This is a genomic window from Patulibacter defluvii (assembly GCF_034096925.1).
Lineage (GTDB): Bacteria > Actinomycetota > Thermoleophilia > Solirubrobacterales > Solirubrobacteraceae > Patulibacter > Patulibacter defluvii.
The window spans coordinates 89,579-106,461 of record NZ_JAWZSQ010000006.1; the positions used below are offsets into that span (position 1 = coordinate 89,579).

Consider the following 16,883-nt stretch of genomic DNA (forward strand, 5'->3'; position numbering starts at 1 on the left):
CAGGACCAGCTCGACGGATGGTTCGACAAGGTCAACGCGCGGATGCACAAGACGCTCCGCGCCCGCCCAGTGGATCGGCTCGTGGAGGAGCACGCGGTGATGACCGCGTTGCCGGCGGAGATGCCGGAAACGACGCCGCGGTGGGTGATGCGGGTGCCGCCCGATCCGTTCTTGCGGATCGACACCAACGACTACTCGCTGGACCCGGCGTTGGTGGGCCGCCGGGTCGAGGTGCAGGTCGACCAGCGGACCGTGCGCGCAGCGGCGCTGGACACCGGTGAGGTCGCGTGCGAGCACCAGCGGACGTTCGCCAAGCACCGCACGATGATCGCGTTGGAGCACGCCCGCACGCAGCGGCAGAGTCGCCGACCGGTCGACACGCCGGTGCAGCAGCGGCTGCTGGAGCGCTACGACCAGTTGATCGCATGACCAGGCCGACGACGGAGCTGGCGCACCTCTTCCGGCAGCTCAAAGCGCCCGCCGCCGCGGCCGCGCTCCCGAAGCTCGCCGACCGCGCCCGCAGCGAGGACTGGACCTACGAGCAGTTCGCCGCGGCGCTCTTGAAGACGGAGACCGACAGCCGCGACAGCCACGGCGGCCAGGCGCGGATCAAGGCCGCCCGGTTCCCGGCCCGCAAGACGTTGGAGGAGTTCGACTTCGCGTTCCAGAGCTCGTTGCGACGCGACACTGTGCTGCACCTCGGGCAGCTCGACTTCTTGGCGGGCCGGGAGAACATCGTGCTGCTCGGGCCGCCCGGCACCGGCAAGACGCACCTCTCGATCGCGCTCGGGATCCGTGCCTGCCTCGCCGGCAACCGCGTGATGTTCAAGACCGCGACCGAGTGGGTTGCGCTGCTGGCTGACGCCCAACGCCACGGCCGCCTCGACAAGGAGCTCGATCGGTTGCAGCGGATTCCGCTCTTGATCGTGGACGAGGTCGGTTACATCCCGTTCGATCCCGAGGCCGCGAACCTGATGTTCATGCTCGTCTCCCGCCGCTACGAACGCGCCTCACTGATCGTGACAAGCAACAAGCCGTTATCCGCGTGGGGCGAGATCTTCGGCGACGACGTGACCGCCGCGGCGATGATCGACCGGCTCGTGCACCACGCCGAGATCCTCGGCCTCAAAGGCGACAGCTACCGGCTGAAGGACCGCGACCTCGCCCGGCCCCCGGCCGCCCCGCGCGCCTGACCGCGCAGGGTGGTGGGCGACGCTGCGGCTCGCCCTCCGGGCTTCGCCTCCGCGTCGCCCACCACCCGATCCCGCAACCCGAGGGGGTCAGTTTTCAACCGGCGTTAGGGGGTCACTTTTCGAACGGCCTTGACACCGAACGACCTCGTACCGGTTGCCGTGGCCTTCCGCGTCGCGTCGATCGTCGTCCGAGGACGAGTCCGGGGGTACCTGCGGGTTCACGGGGTTCGGTTGGGTGGCGATGGGATCTGCTGGGGGTCGGGGGCGGTCGCGGGCGACCAGTCGGCCCAGTCGGGCGGGAGTTGCTGGCCGCCTTGGTGGAAGTGACTGGTGTCGACGACGAGGAAGAGAGCGGTCGCGTCGGCGATGGTGGTGCCCTGGTCCTCCAGGCGCGCTTGCAGGAAGAGCTTGCGTCCGCGGCGCTCGACGCACCAGCCGACCACGTGCAGCGGCCGGCCCAGCAGCACGGATGCCTTGTAGTTGACCGAAAGGTTCGCGGTGACGGCCGGGGTGCCCAGTACGACCAGGAGCAGCCCGAAGGTGTCGTCCAGGACGGTGGCAATCGCGCCGCCGTGAGCGATGCCGGGAGCACCTTCGTGGCGGTGGTCGAACGTAACGTCGCCGCGGACGCGGTCACCGTCGACATGGAGGCGCAGTCCCATGCTGCAGGGGTTCTGCGATCCGCAGCCCAGGCAGTTGGGGTGGTGCTCGGGGATCGAGCCGTCGGCAGCGACTCTCACAGCAGCGCCTCCAGGGCCTGCAGGGCCTCGTGCTCGAGGTCGTCGATGTGCTGGACGTGCTCGCGGGCTGCACCGAGATCGTGGGCGGCGGCACTGACGGCCAGCGCCTTCCACCGCTCGGCTAGCGTGGTGGCGACCGTCGCTGCGTCGGCGATGGTCGGGTCGCGGAGTGTGTCTGCGGCCTGCTGGAGGTAGTCGGCTTGCAGCGAGCGGAACATCGCCCCGCCGGTGCCGGCTTTGACGATCAGGACGGCCAGGAGGCCGAGCGCTTGGGGCAGGGTGTCTTCGAACGTCTCGGGCCAGTCGGGGAAGGCGCGGGCGAAGTGCGACACGCCGGCCAGGCCGGAGGTGCCCCGCAGCCCGCCGACGACGTCGGGCTCGTTGCGCATGTTGTGCGACGTCGTCGCGGCGGCGGCCCTGACGGCGTCTTGTAGGGCTGGGAGCGCGGTCGGCCAGTCGTACCGGAAGCGGGTGCTGCGGTTGGGGCTGGGGAACCCGTCGGAGTTGAGCGCCCGGCGCAGACTGGTGTAGGAGCAGGGCTGCAGCTCGTCGCGGTCGTTGTCGGCGATCCACGCGATCTGCTGGTCGTCGTCGTATCCGCAGATGACGATCGCGTGGCGGGTGTTGACCATCCGCACCCGCAGGTACTCCAGGTGCGCGATGTCGGCCCAGACCAGCGGCGGGTCGCCCTGGTCGATCGCGTGCTTGATGGCTTGCCAGCCCTCGTCGGGATCATCGGTGCTCTGGACGTGCGCGGTGGCACCGAGGTGCGCGGCGACGTCGTGCTCCATCGACCCGACCCGGCCGACGAGGTAGAACGGAACGCCGGGCAGTTGGTCGGCGTAGAAGAACCCGTAGCCGCCGGAGAGTCCGAACACCAGCGACTCGTTGAGCGGCCCGGTGCCGTAGTCCAGCCGGTGGAACTCGAGCAGGTCGCGCAGCGCACCGGATGCACAGTGCCCGGCTCGGCGGTGCGGGAACGGTCGCGGGATCGACGGTGCGGCGGGGACGCTCATGAGGCGGGCTCCGGGGCAGGGATCATCGGGCAGTCTTGGCGGGGGCGTTCAACAGGGACACCAGCGAGGTGTCGGGGTCGGCCAGTTGGTCGAGGTCGGGCTGCAGACGCTCGGTGATCGCGCGCTTGCTGAACATGAACTCCTTGGGTCGGTTCACGCAATCTGCGGCGATCAGCCGGCCGTCGATGAGGTAGAAGCACGCGAAGCTGCGGCCATGGGCGGGGTCCCCGCGTAGTACGACCTGATCGTGACCGGTGCTCAGGCCGGCGATCTGGAGCTTGAGGTCGTACTGGTCGGACCAGAACCACGGCAGGGCGGAGATCGGCTTCTCCCGTCCGCAGATCGCTCCCGCGACGGCCTTGGCGTGCTCGAGCGCGTTGGCCACGCACTCCAGTCGCATCCGCGTGCCGTAGCGGGCGTCGGGGTGGTTGGCGCAGTCGCCGGCGGCGAAGATGCGCGGGTCGTCGGTGCGGCCGTGCTCGTCGACGACGATCCCGTCCTGGACCGTCAGCCCGGCGTCGCGGGCGAGCTCGACGTTGGGCAGGACGCCGACGCCGACGATCACGAGGTCGGCGGGGATCTCGGTGCCGTCGGTGAGGCGGACGGCCCGGACGTGCCCGTTGCCTTGAAACCCCGCGACGCCGACGCCGGTGCGCAGGTCGACGCCCTCCTCGCGGTGCACGCGGTCGTAGAAGGCCGAGACCTCGGGGGCGGTGACGCGCTGCAGGACGCGCTCGGCGACCTCGAGGACCGCGACCTCGATCCCCAGCTTGCGCAGTGACGCGGCGGCCTCCAGGCCGATGTAGCCGGCGCCGACGATGACGGCCCGACGGGCGGCCTTCAGGGTGCCGCGGATGGCCGCGATGTCGGCGGCGTCGCGCAGGGCGTGCACGCCGTCCAGGTCGGCCCCGGGCACGTCCAGCGGGCGGGGCCGCGCGCCGGTGCAGAGGACGAGCCGGTCGTAGGACAGCGCATCGCCGTCGTCGAGGGCGACGGTCGACGCGTCGCGGTCGATCCCGGTGACGCGGGCGTGCCGGAAGCCCACGTCCTCCTTCTCGTAGAACTCCGGCCCCCGGATCAGGAGGTCGTCGAGCGTCGTCGTCCCGTGGAGGAACGTCTTGGACAGCGGCGGCCGCTGGTAGGGCAGCGACGGCTCGTCGCCGACGAGCAGGACCTCGCCCTCCCAGCCGCCCTGGCGCAGGCTCACGCAAAGCTGCGCGCTCGCGTGTCCGGCCCCGACGACGATCACCCGGTCGCGTCCCATCCCCGTCCCCTCGTCCGTCGCGGCCGTCGCGGCTCAGGCGCCCGAGGTCGCCTCGACGCGGACCGGCGTCTGCTCGCGCGCGGGCTTCGGCGTCAGCTGCACCTGCATGTCGCTGTAGCCCTTGACGAAGTTCGACTGCACATAGCCGGGCTCCCCGACGACCTCGATGCGGTCGAACCGCTCGAGCAGCTCCTCCCACAGGATCCGCAGCTGCATCTCGGCCAGGCGGTTGCCCATGCAGCGGTGCACGCCGAACCCGAACGACATGTGGTTGCGGGCGTTCTTGCGATCGATTATCAGTCGGTCCGGCTCCTCGAACTTGGACTCGTCGCGGTTGCCCGACGCGTACCACATGAGGATCGGGTCGCCTTTGCGGATGAACTGGCCGCGGAAGTGCAGGTCGCGGGTCGCGACGCGGCGCATGTAGGCCAGCGGGGTCTGCCAGCGGATGATCTCCGAGACCATGTTCGGGATCAGCTTCGGGTCGGCCTTGAGCTTCTCGAACTCGTCCGGGAACCGATTGAGCGCCAGGACGCCGCCGGACATCGAGTTGCGGGTGGTGTCGTTGCCGCCGACGATCAGCAGCGTGAGGTTGCCGAGGAACTCAAACGGCTTCTTGATGAGGTCCTTCGTGTCCTCCGACGTCTGCATCAGCGTGATCAGATCGAAGCCGTCGGGCTCGCCCGCGGCGCGCCGCGCCGCCTTGTCGTGCCACAACGCCGTGAAGCTCCGCGCCAGCTCCTGCGCCGCAGGGAAGACGTCGTCCTGGTGGGTCGTGCCGCCGGTGGCGTCCGCGGAACCGCTGATCGTGTCGGACCAATACGTGAGCTTGCGCCGCTGCTCGTAGGGGAAGTCCAACAGCGTCGCGAGCATGCGCCCCGTGATCTCCTTCGAGACGCGCTCGACCCAGTCGAAGGGCCGGTCGGTCGGCAGGTTGTCGAGCACGTCCTGCACACGCTCGCGGATCAGCGACTCCATCTCCTTGAGGTTCTTCGGCGCCACCACGCCCTGGACGGCCCGACGTTGCACGTCGTGCTTGGGCGGGTCCATCGCGATGAACATCTCGGCGTTGAACGGCGGCGGCCCCAGGACGATGAACGGCTCGGCCGAGAAGTCGTCCGGATTGGAATCGACGGCCTGGATGTCGGCGTATCGCGTGATCGACCAGAACGGCCCGAACGGACTGTCGCCCTGGTAGTGGACCGGGGCCTCCTCACGCAGCCGCTTGAAGTACGGGTACCACTGGCCCTGCCGGTTCATGAACGGGTTGCTGACGTCGATCTCCTCCAGCGGCACATCCGCCGGGTCCGGGATCGGCTGCTCGTCGAACACCAGGGGCTTGTCGCCCCCGACCAGGCGCTTGGCCCGCAGAGCGAGGCCGACTCCCTGAATGACGCGTTCGGCGGGCACGGTCGCCTGCAGGACGTCGCTCGCACGGACCTTCGTCCGCTCGATGAGGTTGCTCTCGGTCTTCGGCATGGTGGTTCGCTCCCCTGTTCGTGGTCCGTGGTGTCTTGACGCGCTTACATCTGGAACTCGGGCAGGTGCACGACGAGTCCGTCGACGTCGGACGATGCTCGCAACTGGCACCCGAGGCGGGAGTTCGGAACGCACTCCGCCGACATCTCCACCATCGCGCTCTCCACGTCCGAGCGCGTCCCCGTGGTCCCGATCCACGCGTCGTCGACGATCACGTGGCACGTGCCGCACGACGCCTCCCCGCCGCAGTCGCCGTCGATCCCCGGGACCCCGTTGTTCGTGGCGAGCTCCATCAACGAGACGCCCTCCACCAGCTCGACCTCGTGCGCGGTGCCGTCGTGCTCGACGAACGTGATAGTGCCCATGGTGTTCACCTCTCCGGATGATGATGATGGCCGCTGCCGCTGTGTTCGCGCCTACGGCACTTCGATACGTCTCGAACGTACCACTTTTCTGCGCCGATCGGCGAACAATTCAGATCGCGGGCTTCGGCCGCGGCAGGCGCCGCAGCCGACCGGAGGGCGGCAGCGCCGAGGTCCCGTCGTTCCGCGATACTGAGGTTGCTCGGGGCGCGATCGGATTCTGCTCCCCCGGGCGGAGGCCGCGATTCGCCAGGCCCTTCTTCATCCGTGCCCCGCCCATCCGACCCAGGCTCAGCCCCGATCCAGCGCCACCCATGAGCCGGCCGACGCACCTGACCCGCAAGGGCGCCGAGCGCGCCGAGCAGATCCTCGAAGCGACGCTGCGGTGTCTCGCCCGTGATGGGTACGCGGACACGTCCCTGCAACGGGTAGCAGAGGAGGCAGGGGTTCCGAAGCGCGCGATCTCGTACTACTTCGTGTCTCGGGACGGCCTGCTGATCAAGGCGGCCGACCACCTGATCGCGCGTCTCGTCGGGCAGATCATGCAAGCGGTCGAGGCGCTCGACGATGCGGACAGCATCATCGACATCGGTCTCAGTGCCTCGTGGGACGGACTGACCCGGGACCGGGCACTGCTCGTCGCGTGGCTCGGTCTGCAGACGGAGGCGATCACCAACCCATCGCTTGCCCCGGCCGCGGTTGCCGCGTCGGACCAGCTACGTCGGATGATCGACGCCCTGATCGACGCTCACCGAGCCCGCGGTGGCCAGCTCATGTTCCCGCAGCAGACCGTGCAGATCACGACGCTTGCCTGGCTCCAGGGGCTCGCGCTGGAATGGGCCAGCACGGGGTCCACGCCGGCGCTCGAAGACGCCATCGACGCCTTCCGCGCGTGGCTGAAGGCGGCGGCGCACCCGCCGAGCCGTCTGTAGGGAACGGACATCGAGTCGGCGGACCGGCGGTCGCAGAGCACGCGGGAGCGTGGACCGTCCGATCGGCTCGGGCGACGCGGCGATGACCGAGACCCAGGGTATCGACGGCCGAGCGACGCGATCTCCGAGTCGCGACAACCGAGCTGTCCGCGGCGCGGGCCCGGGGACCACGAGGCCGCGGCAGGGGTGCCGCGGCGCGCACGTCCGAAGGCTTCTCCGATCGGGGAAGTCCATGTACGCTGAAGCCGTGGTCCAGCACGACGACCTCACCGGTCCGGTCCCCCCTGCAACACGAACGCGGACGCTCCTGCGCCGCCGCGCCGGGCGCTCTCGCGCGACCCTGCAGGAGGTTCGGTGCCCGGAACACGACGCGGTTGCGGCCGGGGATTTCACCGCATGAAGATGATGAGCGATGGCTCGATTCCCGAGCACCACCCCCACTGCCTGGGTTGCGGGTCGGAGAACCCAGCCGGCATGCACCTGCGCACCCGTCTGGACGGGGAGGTCGTTCGAGGCGAGGTCACGTTCGACCGGCGCCAACAGGGGGCTCCGGGCATCGCGCACGGGGGCGCCGTCGCCACTGTCCTGGACGATGCGCTCGGGTCGGTCCTCGTTGTCCTCGAGACGCCGGCGGTCACCGCCAACCTCAACGTCAGCTTCCGGGCTCCGACACTGCTGCACCAGCCCCTGCACGTCGAGGCTCGAGTGGTCGAACGCGACGGCCGCAAGCTGCACCTGTCGGCGCGCCTGATGGACGAGCAGGACACGACCCTCGCCGAGGCGACCGCGCTCTTCCTCGCCGTCGACGTGGTCCACTTCACCCAGGGCGGCGAGGTCCTCCCAGAGGCGTGGAGCACCTGGGGCAGCACGACGACCTGATACACCGGGTCGGGTGTGGCCGCGCGTGCGGCCCCGCCCGACCGCGCCCGACGAGCGGGGGCGACCGGTGCCACGAGGTCAGGGCCCGACGCCGCCGTCGAGTCCTGCCTGCGGTGGGTCGCCCGCGACGAGTACGCCGCCGCACCGATGACTTCGGTCGCGCGACAGGCATCGACGGAATGCGGCCGGTAGCGTGCTTCCACCGGTCGCGAACACCTTCTCGGTCCGGTCGTGAACCTCGTCGGCGACCGATCGACCGGCCCCGCGCCGCCGACCACGGCCCGCCCTCGGTCGGCCGCCCCGGGAGGATGGACCGATGGCCTGCGAATGATGGATCCACCCTTGGCGGCCCAGTTAATTCTCGCTAACCTGCCGGACGGGACGCGGCGTCGTGGCAACTGGTCTGCGGGGGCGCATCACCGCTCCGGAAACGGACCGTGGTGCCACGCGGGACGAAACGCATCGCGATCGCGCACGAGCCGCTGGCGGCGTCGATGCCGAAGCGGAGCGTCTGGGACGCAGCCCACGAACGAGAACCCGAGATGTGCCGACTTCGGCACGAAGGAGCGAAGAGATGGATCTGGACGACTCTCCCGAACAGGCGGCCTACCGCGCCGAGGTGCGCGAGTGGCTGTCGGAGCACCGTGACGAGGCGCCGGCACCCATGGGCGACATGGAGGACTCGGAGTACATCGAGGCGCGCCGGACGTGGCAGCGTCTGCTCTCCGAGCGCCAGCTCGTGGGCGTGACCTGGCCCAGTGAGTTCGGCGGACCGGGCCGAGGACCGGTCGAGCAGCTCATCGTCAACCAGGAGCTGGTCGCCGCCGGAGTTCCGGGCGGGATCGACGTGATCGGCTTGGGGCTGATGGGCCCGTGCATCATGGTCCATGGAACCCCCGCGCAGAAGGAGCGCTACCTCGCGCCGCTCCTGCACGGCGACGAGGTGTGGTGTCAGCTGTTCTCCGAGCCGGCGGCCGGCTCCGACCTCGCCGCGGTCCAGTGTCGCGCTCGACGGGACGACGACGGTGCCTGGCGTCTGACCGGCCAGAAGGTCTGGACCACGAACGCGCAGTTCGCGCGTTTCGGGATGTGCCTCGCGAGGACCGACGGCGACCAGCCCAAGCACAAGGGCCTGACCATGTTCGTCGTGCCGATGGACGCCGACGGCGTCACGGTCCGCGGCCTGCGTCAGATCTCCGGCGAGGCGGAGTTCAACGAGGTCTTCCTCGACGACGTCGTCGTCGGGGGCGACGAGATGGTCATGGGTGAGGTCGGCGGGGGCTGGGGTGCCGCGCTCACGGTGCTCATGTACGAGCGGATGATGATCGGCCTGGGTACCGAGGGCTTCGGTTACAGCCCGGAGCGCTTCGCCGGTGCCGTGGCCGGCAGCTCGCGCATGGATCGCGAGAGCGGCCTCCGTGCCAAGCTCGCGGACGTCGCCGCCGAGTTGCTCGCCGTCCGGTTCCGCGGCTTCCAGTCGCTCTCGCAGCTCGAGGACGGTCGCGTGCCCGGACCGGAGTTCGGCCTCGCGAAGATCACCACGGTCAACGCGGCCATCACCGCGGGCGACCTCATCGTCGATGTCAATGGCCCGGACGCGCTCGTCGAGCCGGGAGAGTGGGCGTACCACATCTCCTTCCTGCCCGGCCTGAAGTCGGCGGGCGGAGCGGAGCCGATTCTGCGTAACACCGTGGGGGAGCGCGTCCTGGGCATGCCGCCCGAGCCGCGCTTGGACAAGAACATCACGTTCGACGACCTCGTCGCGCGCCAGCGGGAAGGACTCGCAGCATGAATCTGGAACTGACCGACGAGCAGATCGCGCTCCGGGACGCCGCACGGGGGACCTTGTCCCGCTTCGACAGCGTCGCCGCCGCCCGCGAGGCGTTGGAGACACCCGGCGCGCTGCCCGACATCTGGCCCGCGGCGGTCGACGCCGGGTGGCCGGGACTCGTCGTCGCCGAGCGCCACGGCGGCATCGAGCTGGGGGTCTTCGAAGCGATGCTCGTGGCCGAGGAGCTCGGACGGACCCTCGCCTCAGTCCCGTTCATCGGGCTCGTCCCCGCCGCCGCGCTCCTGAGCGCCGCCGATCACGACGCCGCCGGGCCCACGGCGGAGGGTGAGACCCGGCCGGTCTACCTCCCCGCGTGCCCGCCCTCGCCGCGGTCGGACGACGGCGTGTGGACCGTGGACGGCATCGACGGCGAGCGCACCCCTGCGCCGGTGCTGGACCGCTCCGGATCCGACGTGACCGTCACCGGCACGGTCGCATGGGTCCCCGACGCGCCCGGGGCCGACCTGCTCGTGGTCGTCGCCACCGACGACGGGCGCCCGACGGCCCTGGTCGTCGACGCCTCGGCGGACGGTGTCACCGTCACGAGCGAGACCCGGTACGACGCCACCCGCTCGATGGCGAACATCACCCTCGACGGAGCGGCCGCGGTCGTCCTGGCCTGCTCCGAGGAGGAGATCGCGGGTGCGTGGCACACCGCCCAGGCGCTGTTGGCCGCCGAGGGCGTCGGAACCGTGGACCGAGCCCTGGAGCTCGCCGGCGCGTACGCGAAGGAACGCTACACGTTCGGACGAGCGATCGGCTCGTACCAAGCGATCAAGCACGAGCTCGTCGAGATCCTACGCCGGTTGCAGAACGCCCGGGCCCTGCTGTTGAACGTCGGCTGGGCCGCCGGCGCGAGCCCCGACGATCTGCCGATGGCGGCCAGCGCCGCCCGCTACTCCGCGGGCCACGCGCTGGACTTCGCTGCGCGCAGCCTGATCAACGTGCACGGAGGCATCGGCGCGACCTGGGAGCACGACGCGCCGCTCTACTTCCGGCGGGCACAGCTCTCGCGCCGGCTCGTCGGCGGTCTCGGCGTCGCGGGTGATCGGCTCGCGGACGAGTGTCTCGCCCGAGCGCGCCGCACTGTCGCGCGGCCGGAGACGGCGGCCGTGCGATGAGCGACGTCACGGCGCAGGCCGGCACCACGGTCGCGGCCTTCGCCGCGACGCTCGCCGACGGCCGGAGCGGCGACGTCGCGCTGCGCCACAAGCGGGAGGGTGCGTGGACGGAGTCCACCTACGGCGACCTGCACGACCGCATCGACGCGATCGCCCGGGGCTTCCTCGCGCTCGGCCTGGAGCGCGGGGATCGCGTCTCGATCCTGGCCGAGACCCGCCCGGAGTGGACGGTGACCTCTCTCGCGGTCACCGCCGCCGGCCTGGTGGTCGTGCCGATCTACCCCAGCAACTCGCCGGAGGAGTGCGCCTGGGTGCTCGGCGACGCCGCGTCGCGCGTCGTGGTCGTCGAGAACGCTCAGCAGGCCGCGAAGGTCCGGCAGGTCCGGGATCGCCTGACGCAGCTCGAGCACGTCGTCGTCATCGACGGCGAGGCCGGGCACGACGCGGACCTGACGCTCGCCGACGTAATCTCGCGTGGGACGTCGACGTCGCCGGATGAGCTGCGCCGGCGGGTCGACGCCGTGACGCCTAAGGACGACTACACGATCATCTACACGTCGGGCACCACCGGCCCGCCGAAGGGCTGCGTGCTCTCGCAGGGGAACTACCGGGCGATGCTGGAGATCGTCCGGGAAGCGGAGTTGATCGAGTCCGAGGACGTCGTCTACCTGTTCCTGCCGCTGGCGCACGCCATGGCGCTCCTGATCCAGCTCTCCGCGCTGGACCGGGGCGTCACCGTGGCGTATTTCGGGGGCGACACCACGCAGATCATCCCGGAGCTCTCCGAGGTCCGTCCCACGATGCTCCCGTCGGTCCCGCGGATCTTCGAGAAGATCTACGGCATGGTGACCTCCGCCGTCGATGCGCCGACGCTGGCGCGAGCGGTCGAGGTCGGCGGGCAGGTCGAGGATCTGCGACTCGCCGGCGAGCCCGTCCCCGAGGACCTGCAACGCGCCTACGACGCGTTCGACGAGAAGCTGTTCTCCAACGTCCGCAACGTGTTCGGAGGGCGGGTCCGTCGGGCGGTCTCGGGTGCCGCCCCGATCGCGGCGGAGGTCCTGCAGTTCTTCTGGGCCGCGGGTGTCCCGGTGCTCGAGGGCTTCGGGATGACCGAGACGTCGACCGCGGCGACGCTGTCAACACCCGAACATCATCGCTGGGGATCGGTCGGCCGGGCGTTGCCCCGGGTCGACCTGCGGATCGCCGAGGACGGCGAACTGCTCGTCCGTGGCCCGAACGTGTTCGGCCGCTACCACGGGAACCCGGAGGCGACGGCGGAGTCGCTCGTCGACGGGTGGCTGCACACGGGCGACCTCGGTCGTATCGACGACGACGGGTACCTCTACATCATCGGCCGCAAGAAGGACATCATCATCACGGCCGGCGGCAAGAACATCGCCCCGGCGAACCTCGAGAACGACCTCAAGCGCTCTCCGTGGATCAGCAACGCGGTGATGTACGCCGACCGTCGTCCCTATCCCGTCGCGCTCGTGTCGCTGGATGCCGAGCGCTTGGCGGCGTGGGCCGCGGAGAAGGGGCGTACCGACGCCTCCGCGAGCGCGGCCCGGGAGGACCCGGAGATTCTCGCACACGTGCAGGAGGCGATCGACGGCGCTAATGCGTCCTACGCCCGCGTCGAGCAGGTCAAAAGGTTCGCAATCCTCGACCACGAGATGTCCCAGGAGACGGGCGAGCTCACGCCGACCTCGAAGATCAAGCGCAACGTGGTCTACGAGAAGTATGCCGATGTCCTGGACGGGCTGTACACGGAGTGAGTTGAGGACATTCCGCTCGCGCATCTGCCGATAGGATCCCGGGCGATGCGCGAGCGAATGATTCTGGACGCCGCGAAGGACTTGTTCTACGACCGGGGTTTTTCGGCGGTAGGCGTCAACGACATCGGTGCCGCCGTCGGGACGAGCGGCCCGGCGATCTATCGCCACTTCACCAGCAAGGCGGAGATCCTGACCGCGTTGTTCGACGAGGCCATGGACCGGCTGCTGGAGCTGGCCGGACCACCACTCGACGATCCGCACGAGAATCTCTTGGCCCTCGCGCGCAGCCACGCGGAGTTCGCGCTGGCCGACCGCGCACTGGTGAGCGTGTACATGCGCGAGGAACGCGCGCTCGCCGACGCGGACCGGGCGCGCCTACGGCGACGTCAACGTGCCTTCGCCGAGCGCTGGGTGCAAGCGGTGACCCGCTGTGCTCCGGGCCGTCCAGCCCGCGAACTTGAAGCGTCCGCGCATGCCCTGATCGGCATGCTGCTCTCCGCGGCGCATTGGCCGGCGTCGGTGCGGGAGGACGCGCGCCACGCGACGTTGCTCGTCGAACTCGTCGACGGTGCGACCGCCCGCCTGGTTCGCTGAGCACGGGCGCAGCCGGCAGGCCCGCGACCGCGGGAGGCCCCTACGCGACCGAGGGGCGGCGCCAGAGACGCAGGATCTTTCCGACGCTCCGCGGGGTCGGCATCGGGTGCTCAGGACGACGGATCGGGCCAGAACTCGTAGAGCGCGGTCCGGCGACCGTCAACCGCGTCGCCGATCGGCGCCACCCGCGCGGCAAAGCGCTGGCCGACACGCCAGTCCTCCGACGTGCCGCCGATGACGGCCTGGACCCGGACGCCCTCGTCCAGGTCGATCTGGCCGATCCCGTACCCGTCGCCCGAGACGGCCTTCCTGCCGTAGACCGGCGTCGCGACGTAGGTGTAGGCCGCGAGCGTGCCCGTGCCGGCGAAGTCGACGTCGGCGACCTCGCGCATGCAGACCGCGCAGACCCACCTTCGGGGATAGAACGAGATCTCACAGCTCGAGCACCGGCTGCCCATGAGGACGGGCGTCGTCCCTTCGACGCGAAACAGCTCGGGATCGGTGGAGGTGTAGCTCGGGCTCTCTGGTGCCACGATGGGGCCCCTTCGCGTTGTCGGCAGGTGTGCGGGACGCTTGTTAATGTACATTAACCGCATGACCGTCGGCACTCCTCGAACCCAGTACGACGTCGGCGTGGCCGGCGTCGGCATGTACCCGTTCGGTCGCATGGGCGACGTCTCGCTCCGCGAGATGGCCTATCGCGCCGGCGCCGCTGCGATGCGCGACGCGGGCGTCACCTTCGACCAGGTCGGGGCCGTCTACGTTGGCCACATCACCCAGCCGTTGATGACCGGCGTGATCACCGTCAAGGAATTCGGCCTCACGGGCGTTCCGGTGCAGCACATCGTCAACGCGTCCGCGACGGGGTCGACGACCTTCCGCGAGGCGTACCACGCGGTCCTCGGCGGTCACTGCGACGTCGCGCTCGCGCTCGCGTTCGACGACATGGAGGCCATGCCTCCTCCCGGCAACCGCGAGGCCAGCGTCGACGGGGTCGTGCTGCCCGCGGCCTTCTTCGCCCTGTGGGCCCGCCGCCGCATGGAGGACCGCGGCACCTCGGCCGACGTCTTCGCCGAGATCGCCGCCAAGAACTGGAACCACGCGGCACTCAGCCCGATGGCCCAGCGCCGCGCCTCGCACGTCGTGACGAGCGAGGAGATCCTCGCCTCACGCATGGTGGCCGACCCGCTCACGTCAAAGATGAGCGCGGCCGTCGGTGCCGGGGCTGCGGCCGCGGTGGTCTGCACCCGCGAGGTCGCCGAGCGGCTGCGCCCCGATCAGCCGTTCGTCCGGATCGCCGCGTCGGCGTTGCAGACGGAGCGCTACCAACCCGATCACGTCTTCGTCGGCCCTGTGACCGGGGCGTCGGAGATGACCCGGCACACCGCCGGCGAGGCGTACGAGCAGGCTGGCGTGGGCCCCGCGGACCTCGACCTCGTCCAGGTCCACGACGCGTTCCCGATCGAAGAGCTGGAGTACTACGAGCTCCTGGGCCTCTGCGCGGACGGCGACGGCGACGAGCTCGTCCGGACCGGTGCCACCAAGCTCGGGGGTCGGATCCCGTTCTCCACCGACGGGGGACTGATCGGCCGCGGTCACCCCGGCGGGCCGACCGGCCTCGCGCAGATCTGGGAGACGACCCTGCAGCTGCGGGGCGAGGCGGGCGACCGGCAGATCGATGGAGCCCGGATCGGTCTCTGCCACATGGTCGGGGGCGGCAGCGTCTGCGCCATCCACGTCCTCGCCCGAGACTAGTTCCACCCCCGAATCGTGACGACCATGCCCGACCTCCCGTCCGTCGACGCGCCCGCCCCGGGCGTCCTCCGCTTCACGATCGCATTGCCGATCTTGTCGCCCGACCATCTCAACGTGCACCTCATTGATGTCGACGGTCGGTGGGTGCTCGTCGACCCCGGCCCGGTGGACCGCGAGGGCGTCGTCGCGGCGACGCTCGCGGACGCCGGCATCGAACCGGAGCACGTGCTCATCACCCACGGCCACGTCGACCACTGGGGCGGCGCCTCGGAGCTGACCGACACGGTGTTGGCCCACGCCGCCTGCCGCCAGAGCTTCGCGGTCGCCATGGACTTCACCGGTAGTGCTCCGACGGGGGACGGGACTCCGACGGGGCCGCGACCCGCGGCGGGGGACGGTTCCGAGAACGCGTTCCGTGGCTTCCGAAAGCTGATCTCCGGGGTCCCGGCCGTCCAAGAGCTCGCCGACGGCGACCGCCTCGGGGACTGGGAGGTCCTCTCGACCCCGGGCCACGAGCCCGCCCACCTCTGTCTGTGGCGGCCGTCCGACAGGGTGCTGCTCTGCGGCGACCTCCTGCTCCCTGATTTCACGCCAAACGTGCAGCCAGCGTTCGACGGCTCCGATGCGTTGGCGGACTTCCTCGCGTCGCTGCTCCGCGCGGGTGATCTGCACCCGGCCCTCGTGCTGCCGTCGCACGGCCCCCCCTACTCCGACGGGCACGCCCGTGCTGCCGAGCTCATCCGGCACCACGAGGTCCGCCTGGACCGCCTGCGGTCGGCCGTGGAGCACGATGCCGTGCCGCTCGCCGAGCTCAGCGATCGGATCTTCGGCGCGCGGGCGACGACGGCCGCGGACCGCATGCTCGCGCAGATGGAGACGTGGGCACACCTCGACCATCTGCGCCGCCGGGGCGAGGCGGATGCCGACGACGACGAGGTCTGGCGCGCCGTGGTTTCCGTCTGATCCCGCTGCCCTTCGGGGGTCTCCGTCCTCTCTCCCCGACGCTCCAGCCCCGCGAGCGGCGCGTCCGTCCTCCCCTACGCAAACCGCAGGGGAGGACGGACACCCGACTCGTGGTGCCGTGGTCAGGACGCGGTGGGGACCGCGATCTGCGCGGTGCCCGCGAGGGTCACGGTCCCGTCCTCGAGCGTCACCCGGAGCTCGATGGTCGCGAGACGCTCGCCGTCTTGTTCCTCGACCGCCGTCACGGTTCCCGCGCAGACCGGTCGCGCGCGTACGGGCGTGATCGCCGCGAAGCGCACCTCGAAGGACCGCAGCAGGTCCTGCGGGGCCCAGGCCGTCAGCAGCCGGCCAAGATAGGCCATCGACAGCATCCCGTGGGCAAAGACGTCGTCCATCCCCGCAGACCGGGCGACGTCGCTGTCGATGTGTATCGGGTTGTGATCACCGCTGGCGCCGGCGAACAGGGCCAGCGTCGCCCGCGAGATCGGCGGGAGCTCCAAGTCGGGGAGCACCGTCCCCACCGCCACGTCCTGCAGGCCGGCGCTCACGACGCACCCCCGGGACGACGTTCGATGATGGTGGACCGCAGGTCGGCGACCGGCGCGCCTGCGCCGTCGCTGATCTGCACCGAGCGGACGATGAATTGCAGCGCGCCCGCGCTCTTCTCGTAGACGTCCTCGATGCGCGAGGCGTACCGGAGCGGCTCGTTGGCCACGGCCACACGGTGGTACGCGAAGGCCTGACTGCCGTGCAGGACGTTCCGGAGGTCGACCCCCATGATCGACAGGTACGCGAACCCGTCCGGCCGTTCGGCGTCGAGACCCATCAGGAAGGTCGGTGGGACCGGCAGGTCGTCATACCCGGCATCGCGGGCGGCCTGCAGATCGGTCCGGACCGGGTCCGTGTCACCGATCACCTCGGCGAAGAACCGTAGCCGTCCACGTTCGGCGGTGGTCTCGAAGCTGCCGGTGCTCATGCC

General features: G+C 70.3%; 18 protein-coding genes. 10 read left to right on the forward strand and 8 right to left on the reverse strand.

The window, feature by feature from the left end:
• Window positions 1-81 precede the first annotated feature (81 nt).
• Window positions 82-429, forward strand: a complete 348-nt coding sequence (locus tag SH587_RS08405; RefSeq protein WP_320670143.1) for a Mu transposase domain-containing protein — start codon at window positions 82-84, stop codon at window positions 427-429.
• Entirely contained in the window at window positions 426-1,193 is a 768-nt protein-coding gene (gene istB, locus SH587_RS08410; protein WP_320670144.1) for an IS21-like element helper ATPase IstB, read from the forward strand. The genes SH587_RS08405 and istB overlap by 4 nt, the downstream gene beginning before the upstream one ends.
• Before the next feature lie 218 nt (window positions 1,194-1,411).
• Here istB and SH587_RS08415 read toward each other — a convergent pair whose 3' ends face one another.
• Genes SH587_RS08415 through SH587_RS08435 form a run of 5 tightly spaced genes read right to left on the reverse strand, consistent with a single transcriptional unit; the run spans window position 1,412 to window position 6,057 of the window.
• On the reverse strand, window positions 1,412-1,933 hold the full coding sequence (locus SH587_RS08415; RefSeq protein ID WP_320670145.1) for a PaaI family thioesterase: 522 nt from the start codon (window positions 1,931-1,933) through the stop codon (window positions 1,412-1,414).
• Complete coding sequence (locus SH587_RS08420; RefSeq protein WP_320670146.1) at window positions 1,930-2,949, reverse strand: BtrH N-terminal domain-containing protein; 1,020 nt, start codon at window positions 2,947-2,949, stop codon at window positions 1,930-1,932. Before SH587_RS08420 ends, SH587_RS08415 begins: the two co-directional genes overlap by 4 nt.
• 22 nt (window positions 2,950-2,971) lie before the next feature.
• Window positions 2,972-4,213, reverse strand: coding sequence for an NAD(P)/FAD-dependent oxidoreductase (locus SH587_RS08425; RefSeq protein ID WP_320670147.1), 1,242 nt, complete (start codon window positions 4,211-4,213; stop codon window positions 2,972-2,974).
• A gap of 33 nt (window positions 4,214-4,246) precedes the next feature.
• Entirely contained in the window at window positions 4,247-5,692 is a 1,446-nt protein-coding gene (locus tag SH587_RS08430) for a cytochrome P450 (protein WP_320670148.1), read from the reverse strand.
• Window positions 5,693-5,736: 44 nt separating this feature from the next.
• Complete coding sequence (locus SH587_RS08435; protein ID WP_320670278.1) at window positions 5,737-6,057, reverse strand: 2Fe-2S iron-sulfur cluster-binding protein; 321 nt, start codon at window positions 6,055-6,057, stop codon at window positions 5,737-5,739.
• A gap of 311 nt (window positions 6,058-6,368) precedes the next feature.
• Here SH587_RS08435 and SH587_RS08440 point away from each other — a divergent pair, with 311 nt between their 5' ends.
• The 6 genes from SH587_RS08440 to SH587_RS08465 all read left to right on the forward strand — a co-directional run bounded on the left by SH587_RS08440 (window position 6,369) and on the right by SH587_RS08465 (window position 13,186).
• A complete protein-coding gene (locus tag SH587_RS08440) occupies window positions 6,369-6,986 on the forward strand; it encodes a TetR/AcrR family transcriptional regulator (protein WP_320670149.1) in 618 nt (205 codons plus the stop codon).
• A 396-nt stretch (window positions 6,987-7,382) separates the two neighbouring features.
• Window positions 7,383-7,865, forward strand: coding sequence for a PaaI family thioesterase (locus tag SH587_RS08445; protein ID WP_320670150.1), 483 nt, complete (start codon window positions 7,383-7,385; stop codon window positions 7,863-7,865).
• A gap of 574 nt (window positions 7,866-8,439) precedes the next feature.
• Window positions 8,440-9,657, forward strand: a complete 1,218-nt coding sequence (locus tag SH587_RS08450) for an acyl-CoA dehydrogenase family protein (RefSeq protein ID WP_320670151.1) — start codon at window positions 8,440-8,442, stop codon at window positions 9,655-9,657.
• The gene (locus SH587_RS08455; protein ID WP_320670152.1) at window positions 9,654-10,817 is read left to right on the forward strand and encodes an acyl-CoA dehydrogenase family protein; all 1,164 of its coding nucleotides are present in this window, start codon (window positions 9,654-9,656) and stop codon (window positions 10,815-10,817) included. Before SH587_RS08450 ends, SH587_RS08455 begins: the two co-directional genes overlap by 4 nt.
• Complete coding sequence (locus SH587_RS08460) at window positions 10,814-12,592, forward strand: AMP-dependent synthetase/ligase (protein ID WP_320670153.1); 1,779 nt, start codon at window positions 10,814-10,816, stop codon at window positions 12,590-12,592. The genes SH587_RS08455 and SH587_RS08460 overlap by 4 nt, the downstream gene beginning before the upstream one ends.
• A 45-nt stretch (window positions 12,593-12,637) precedes the next feature.
• Window positions 12,638-13,186, forward strand: a complete 549-nt coding sequence (locus SH587_RS08465; RefSeq protein WP_320670154.1) for a TetR/AcrR family transcriptional regulator — start codon at window positions 12,638-12,640, stop codon at window positions 13,184-13,186.
• Between the two features lie 110 nt (window positions 13,187-13,296).
• On the opposite strand, the gene SH587_RS08470 is transcribed toward SH587_RS08465, so the two are convergent.
• Window positions 13,297-13,719: a Zn-ribbon domain-containing OB-fold protein gene (locus tag SH587_RS08470; protein ID WP_320670155.1), complete on the reverse strand. Its 423-nt coding sequence runs from the start codon at window positions 13,717-13,719 to the stop codon at window positions 13,297-13,299.
• A 61-nt stretch (window positions 13,720-13,780) separates the two neighbouring features.
• On the opposite strand from SH587_RS08470, the gene SH587_RS08475 reads away from it, so the two are divergent.
• A complete protein-coding gene (locus SH587_RS08475) occupies window positions 13,781-14,941 on the forward strand; it encodes a thiolase family protein (RefSeq protein ID WP_320670156.1) in 1,161 nt (386 codons plus the stop codon).
• A 24-nt stretch (window positions 14,942-14,965) separates the two neighbouring features.
• On the forward strand, window positions 14,966-15,904 hold the full coding sequence (locus SH587_RS08480; protein WP_320670157.1) for an MBL fold metallo-hydrolase: 939 nt from the start codon (window positions 14,966-14,968) through the stop codon (window positions 15,902-15,904).
• A gap of 122 nt (window positions 15,905-16,026) precedes the next feature.
• On the opposite strand, the gene SH587_RS08485 is transcribed toward SH587_RS08480, so the two are convergent.
• Together SH587_RS08485 and SH587_RS08490 are read right to left on the reverse strand one after the other, a co-directional pair.
• Entirely contained in the window at window positions 16,027-16,452 is a 426-nt protein-coding gene (locus tag SH587_RS08485; protein ID WP_320670158.1) for a MaoC/PaaZ C-terminal domain-containing protein, read from the reverse strand.
• Window positions 16,449-16,880, reverse strand: coding sequence for a MaoC family dehydratase N-terminal domain-containing protein (locus SH587_RS08490; protein ID WP_320670159.1), 432 nt, complete (start codon window positions 16,878-16,880; stop codon window positions 16,449-16,451). Before SH587_RS08490 ends, SH587_RS08485 begins: the two co-directional genes overlap by 4 nt.
• Between the last annotated feature and the right edge of the window lie 3 nt (window positions 16,881-16,883).

Excerpts from the sequence above, each read along its gene's own strand:
- istB (WP_320670144.1), top strand. The coding sequence starts at position 426 with ATGACCAGGCCGACGACGGAGCTGGCGCACCTCTTCCGGCAGCTCAAA.
- SH587_RS08420 (WP_320670146.1), bottom strand. The coding sequence starts at position 2,949 with ATGAGCGTCCCCGCCGCACCGTCGATCCCGCGACCGTTCCCGCACCGC.
- SH587_RS08425 (WP_320670147.1), bottom strand. The coding sequence starts at position 4,213 with ATGGGACGCGACCGGGTGATCGTCGTCGGGGCCGGACACGCGAGCGCG.
- SH587_RS08430 (WP_320670148.1), bottom strand. The coding sequence starts at position 5,692 with ATGCCGAAGACCGAGAGCAACCTCATCGAGCGGACGAAGGTCCGTGCG.
- SH587_RS08435 (WP_320670278.1), bottom strand. The coding sequence starts at position 6,057 with ATGGGCACTATCACGTTCGTCGAGCACGACGGCACCGCGCACGAGGTC.
- SH587_RS08440 (WP_320670149.1), top strand. The coding sequence starts at position 6,369 with ATGAGCCGGCCGACGCACCTGACCCGCAAGGGCGCCGAGCGCGCCGAG.
- SH587_RS08445 (WP_320670150.1), top strand. The coding sequence starts at position 7,383 with ATGAAGATGATGAGCGATGGCTCGATTCCCGAGCACCACCCCCACTGC.
- SH587_RS08450 (WP_320670151.1), top strand. The coding sequence starts at position 8,440 with ATGGATCTGGACGACTCTCCCGAACAGGCGGCCTACCGCGCCGAGGTG.
- SH587_RS08455 (WP_320670152.1), top strand. The coding sequence starts at position 9,654 with ATGAATCTGGAACTGACCGACGAGCAGATCGCGCTCCGGGACGCCGCA.
- SH587_RS08460 (WP_320670153.1), top strand. The coding sequence starts at position 10,814 with ATGAGCGACGTCACGGCGCAGGCCGGCACCACGGTCGCGGCCTTCGCC.
- SH587_RS08465 (WP_320670154.1), top strand. The coding sequence starts at position 12,638 with ATGCGCGAGCGAATGATTCTGGACGCCGCGAAGGACTTGTTCTACGAC.
- SH587_RS08475 (WP_320670156.1), top strand. The coding sequence starts at position 13,781 with ATGACCGTCGGCACTCCTCGAACCCAGTACGACGTCGGCGTGGCCGGC.
- SH587_RS08480 (WP_320670157.1), top strand. The coding sequence starts at position 14,966 with ATGCCCGACCTCCCGTCCGTCGACGCGCCCGCCCCGGGCGTCCTCCGC.
- SH587_RS08490 (WP_320670159.1), bottom strand. The coding sequence starts at position 16,880 with ATGAGCACCGGCAGCTTCGAGACCACCGCCGAACGTGGACGGCTACGG.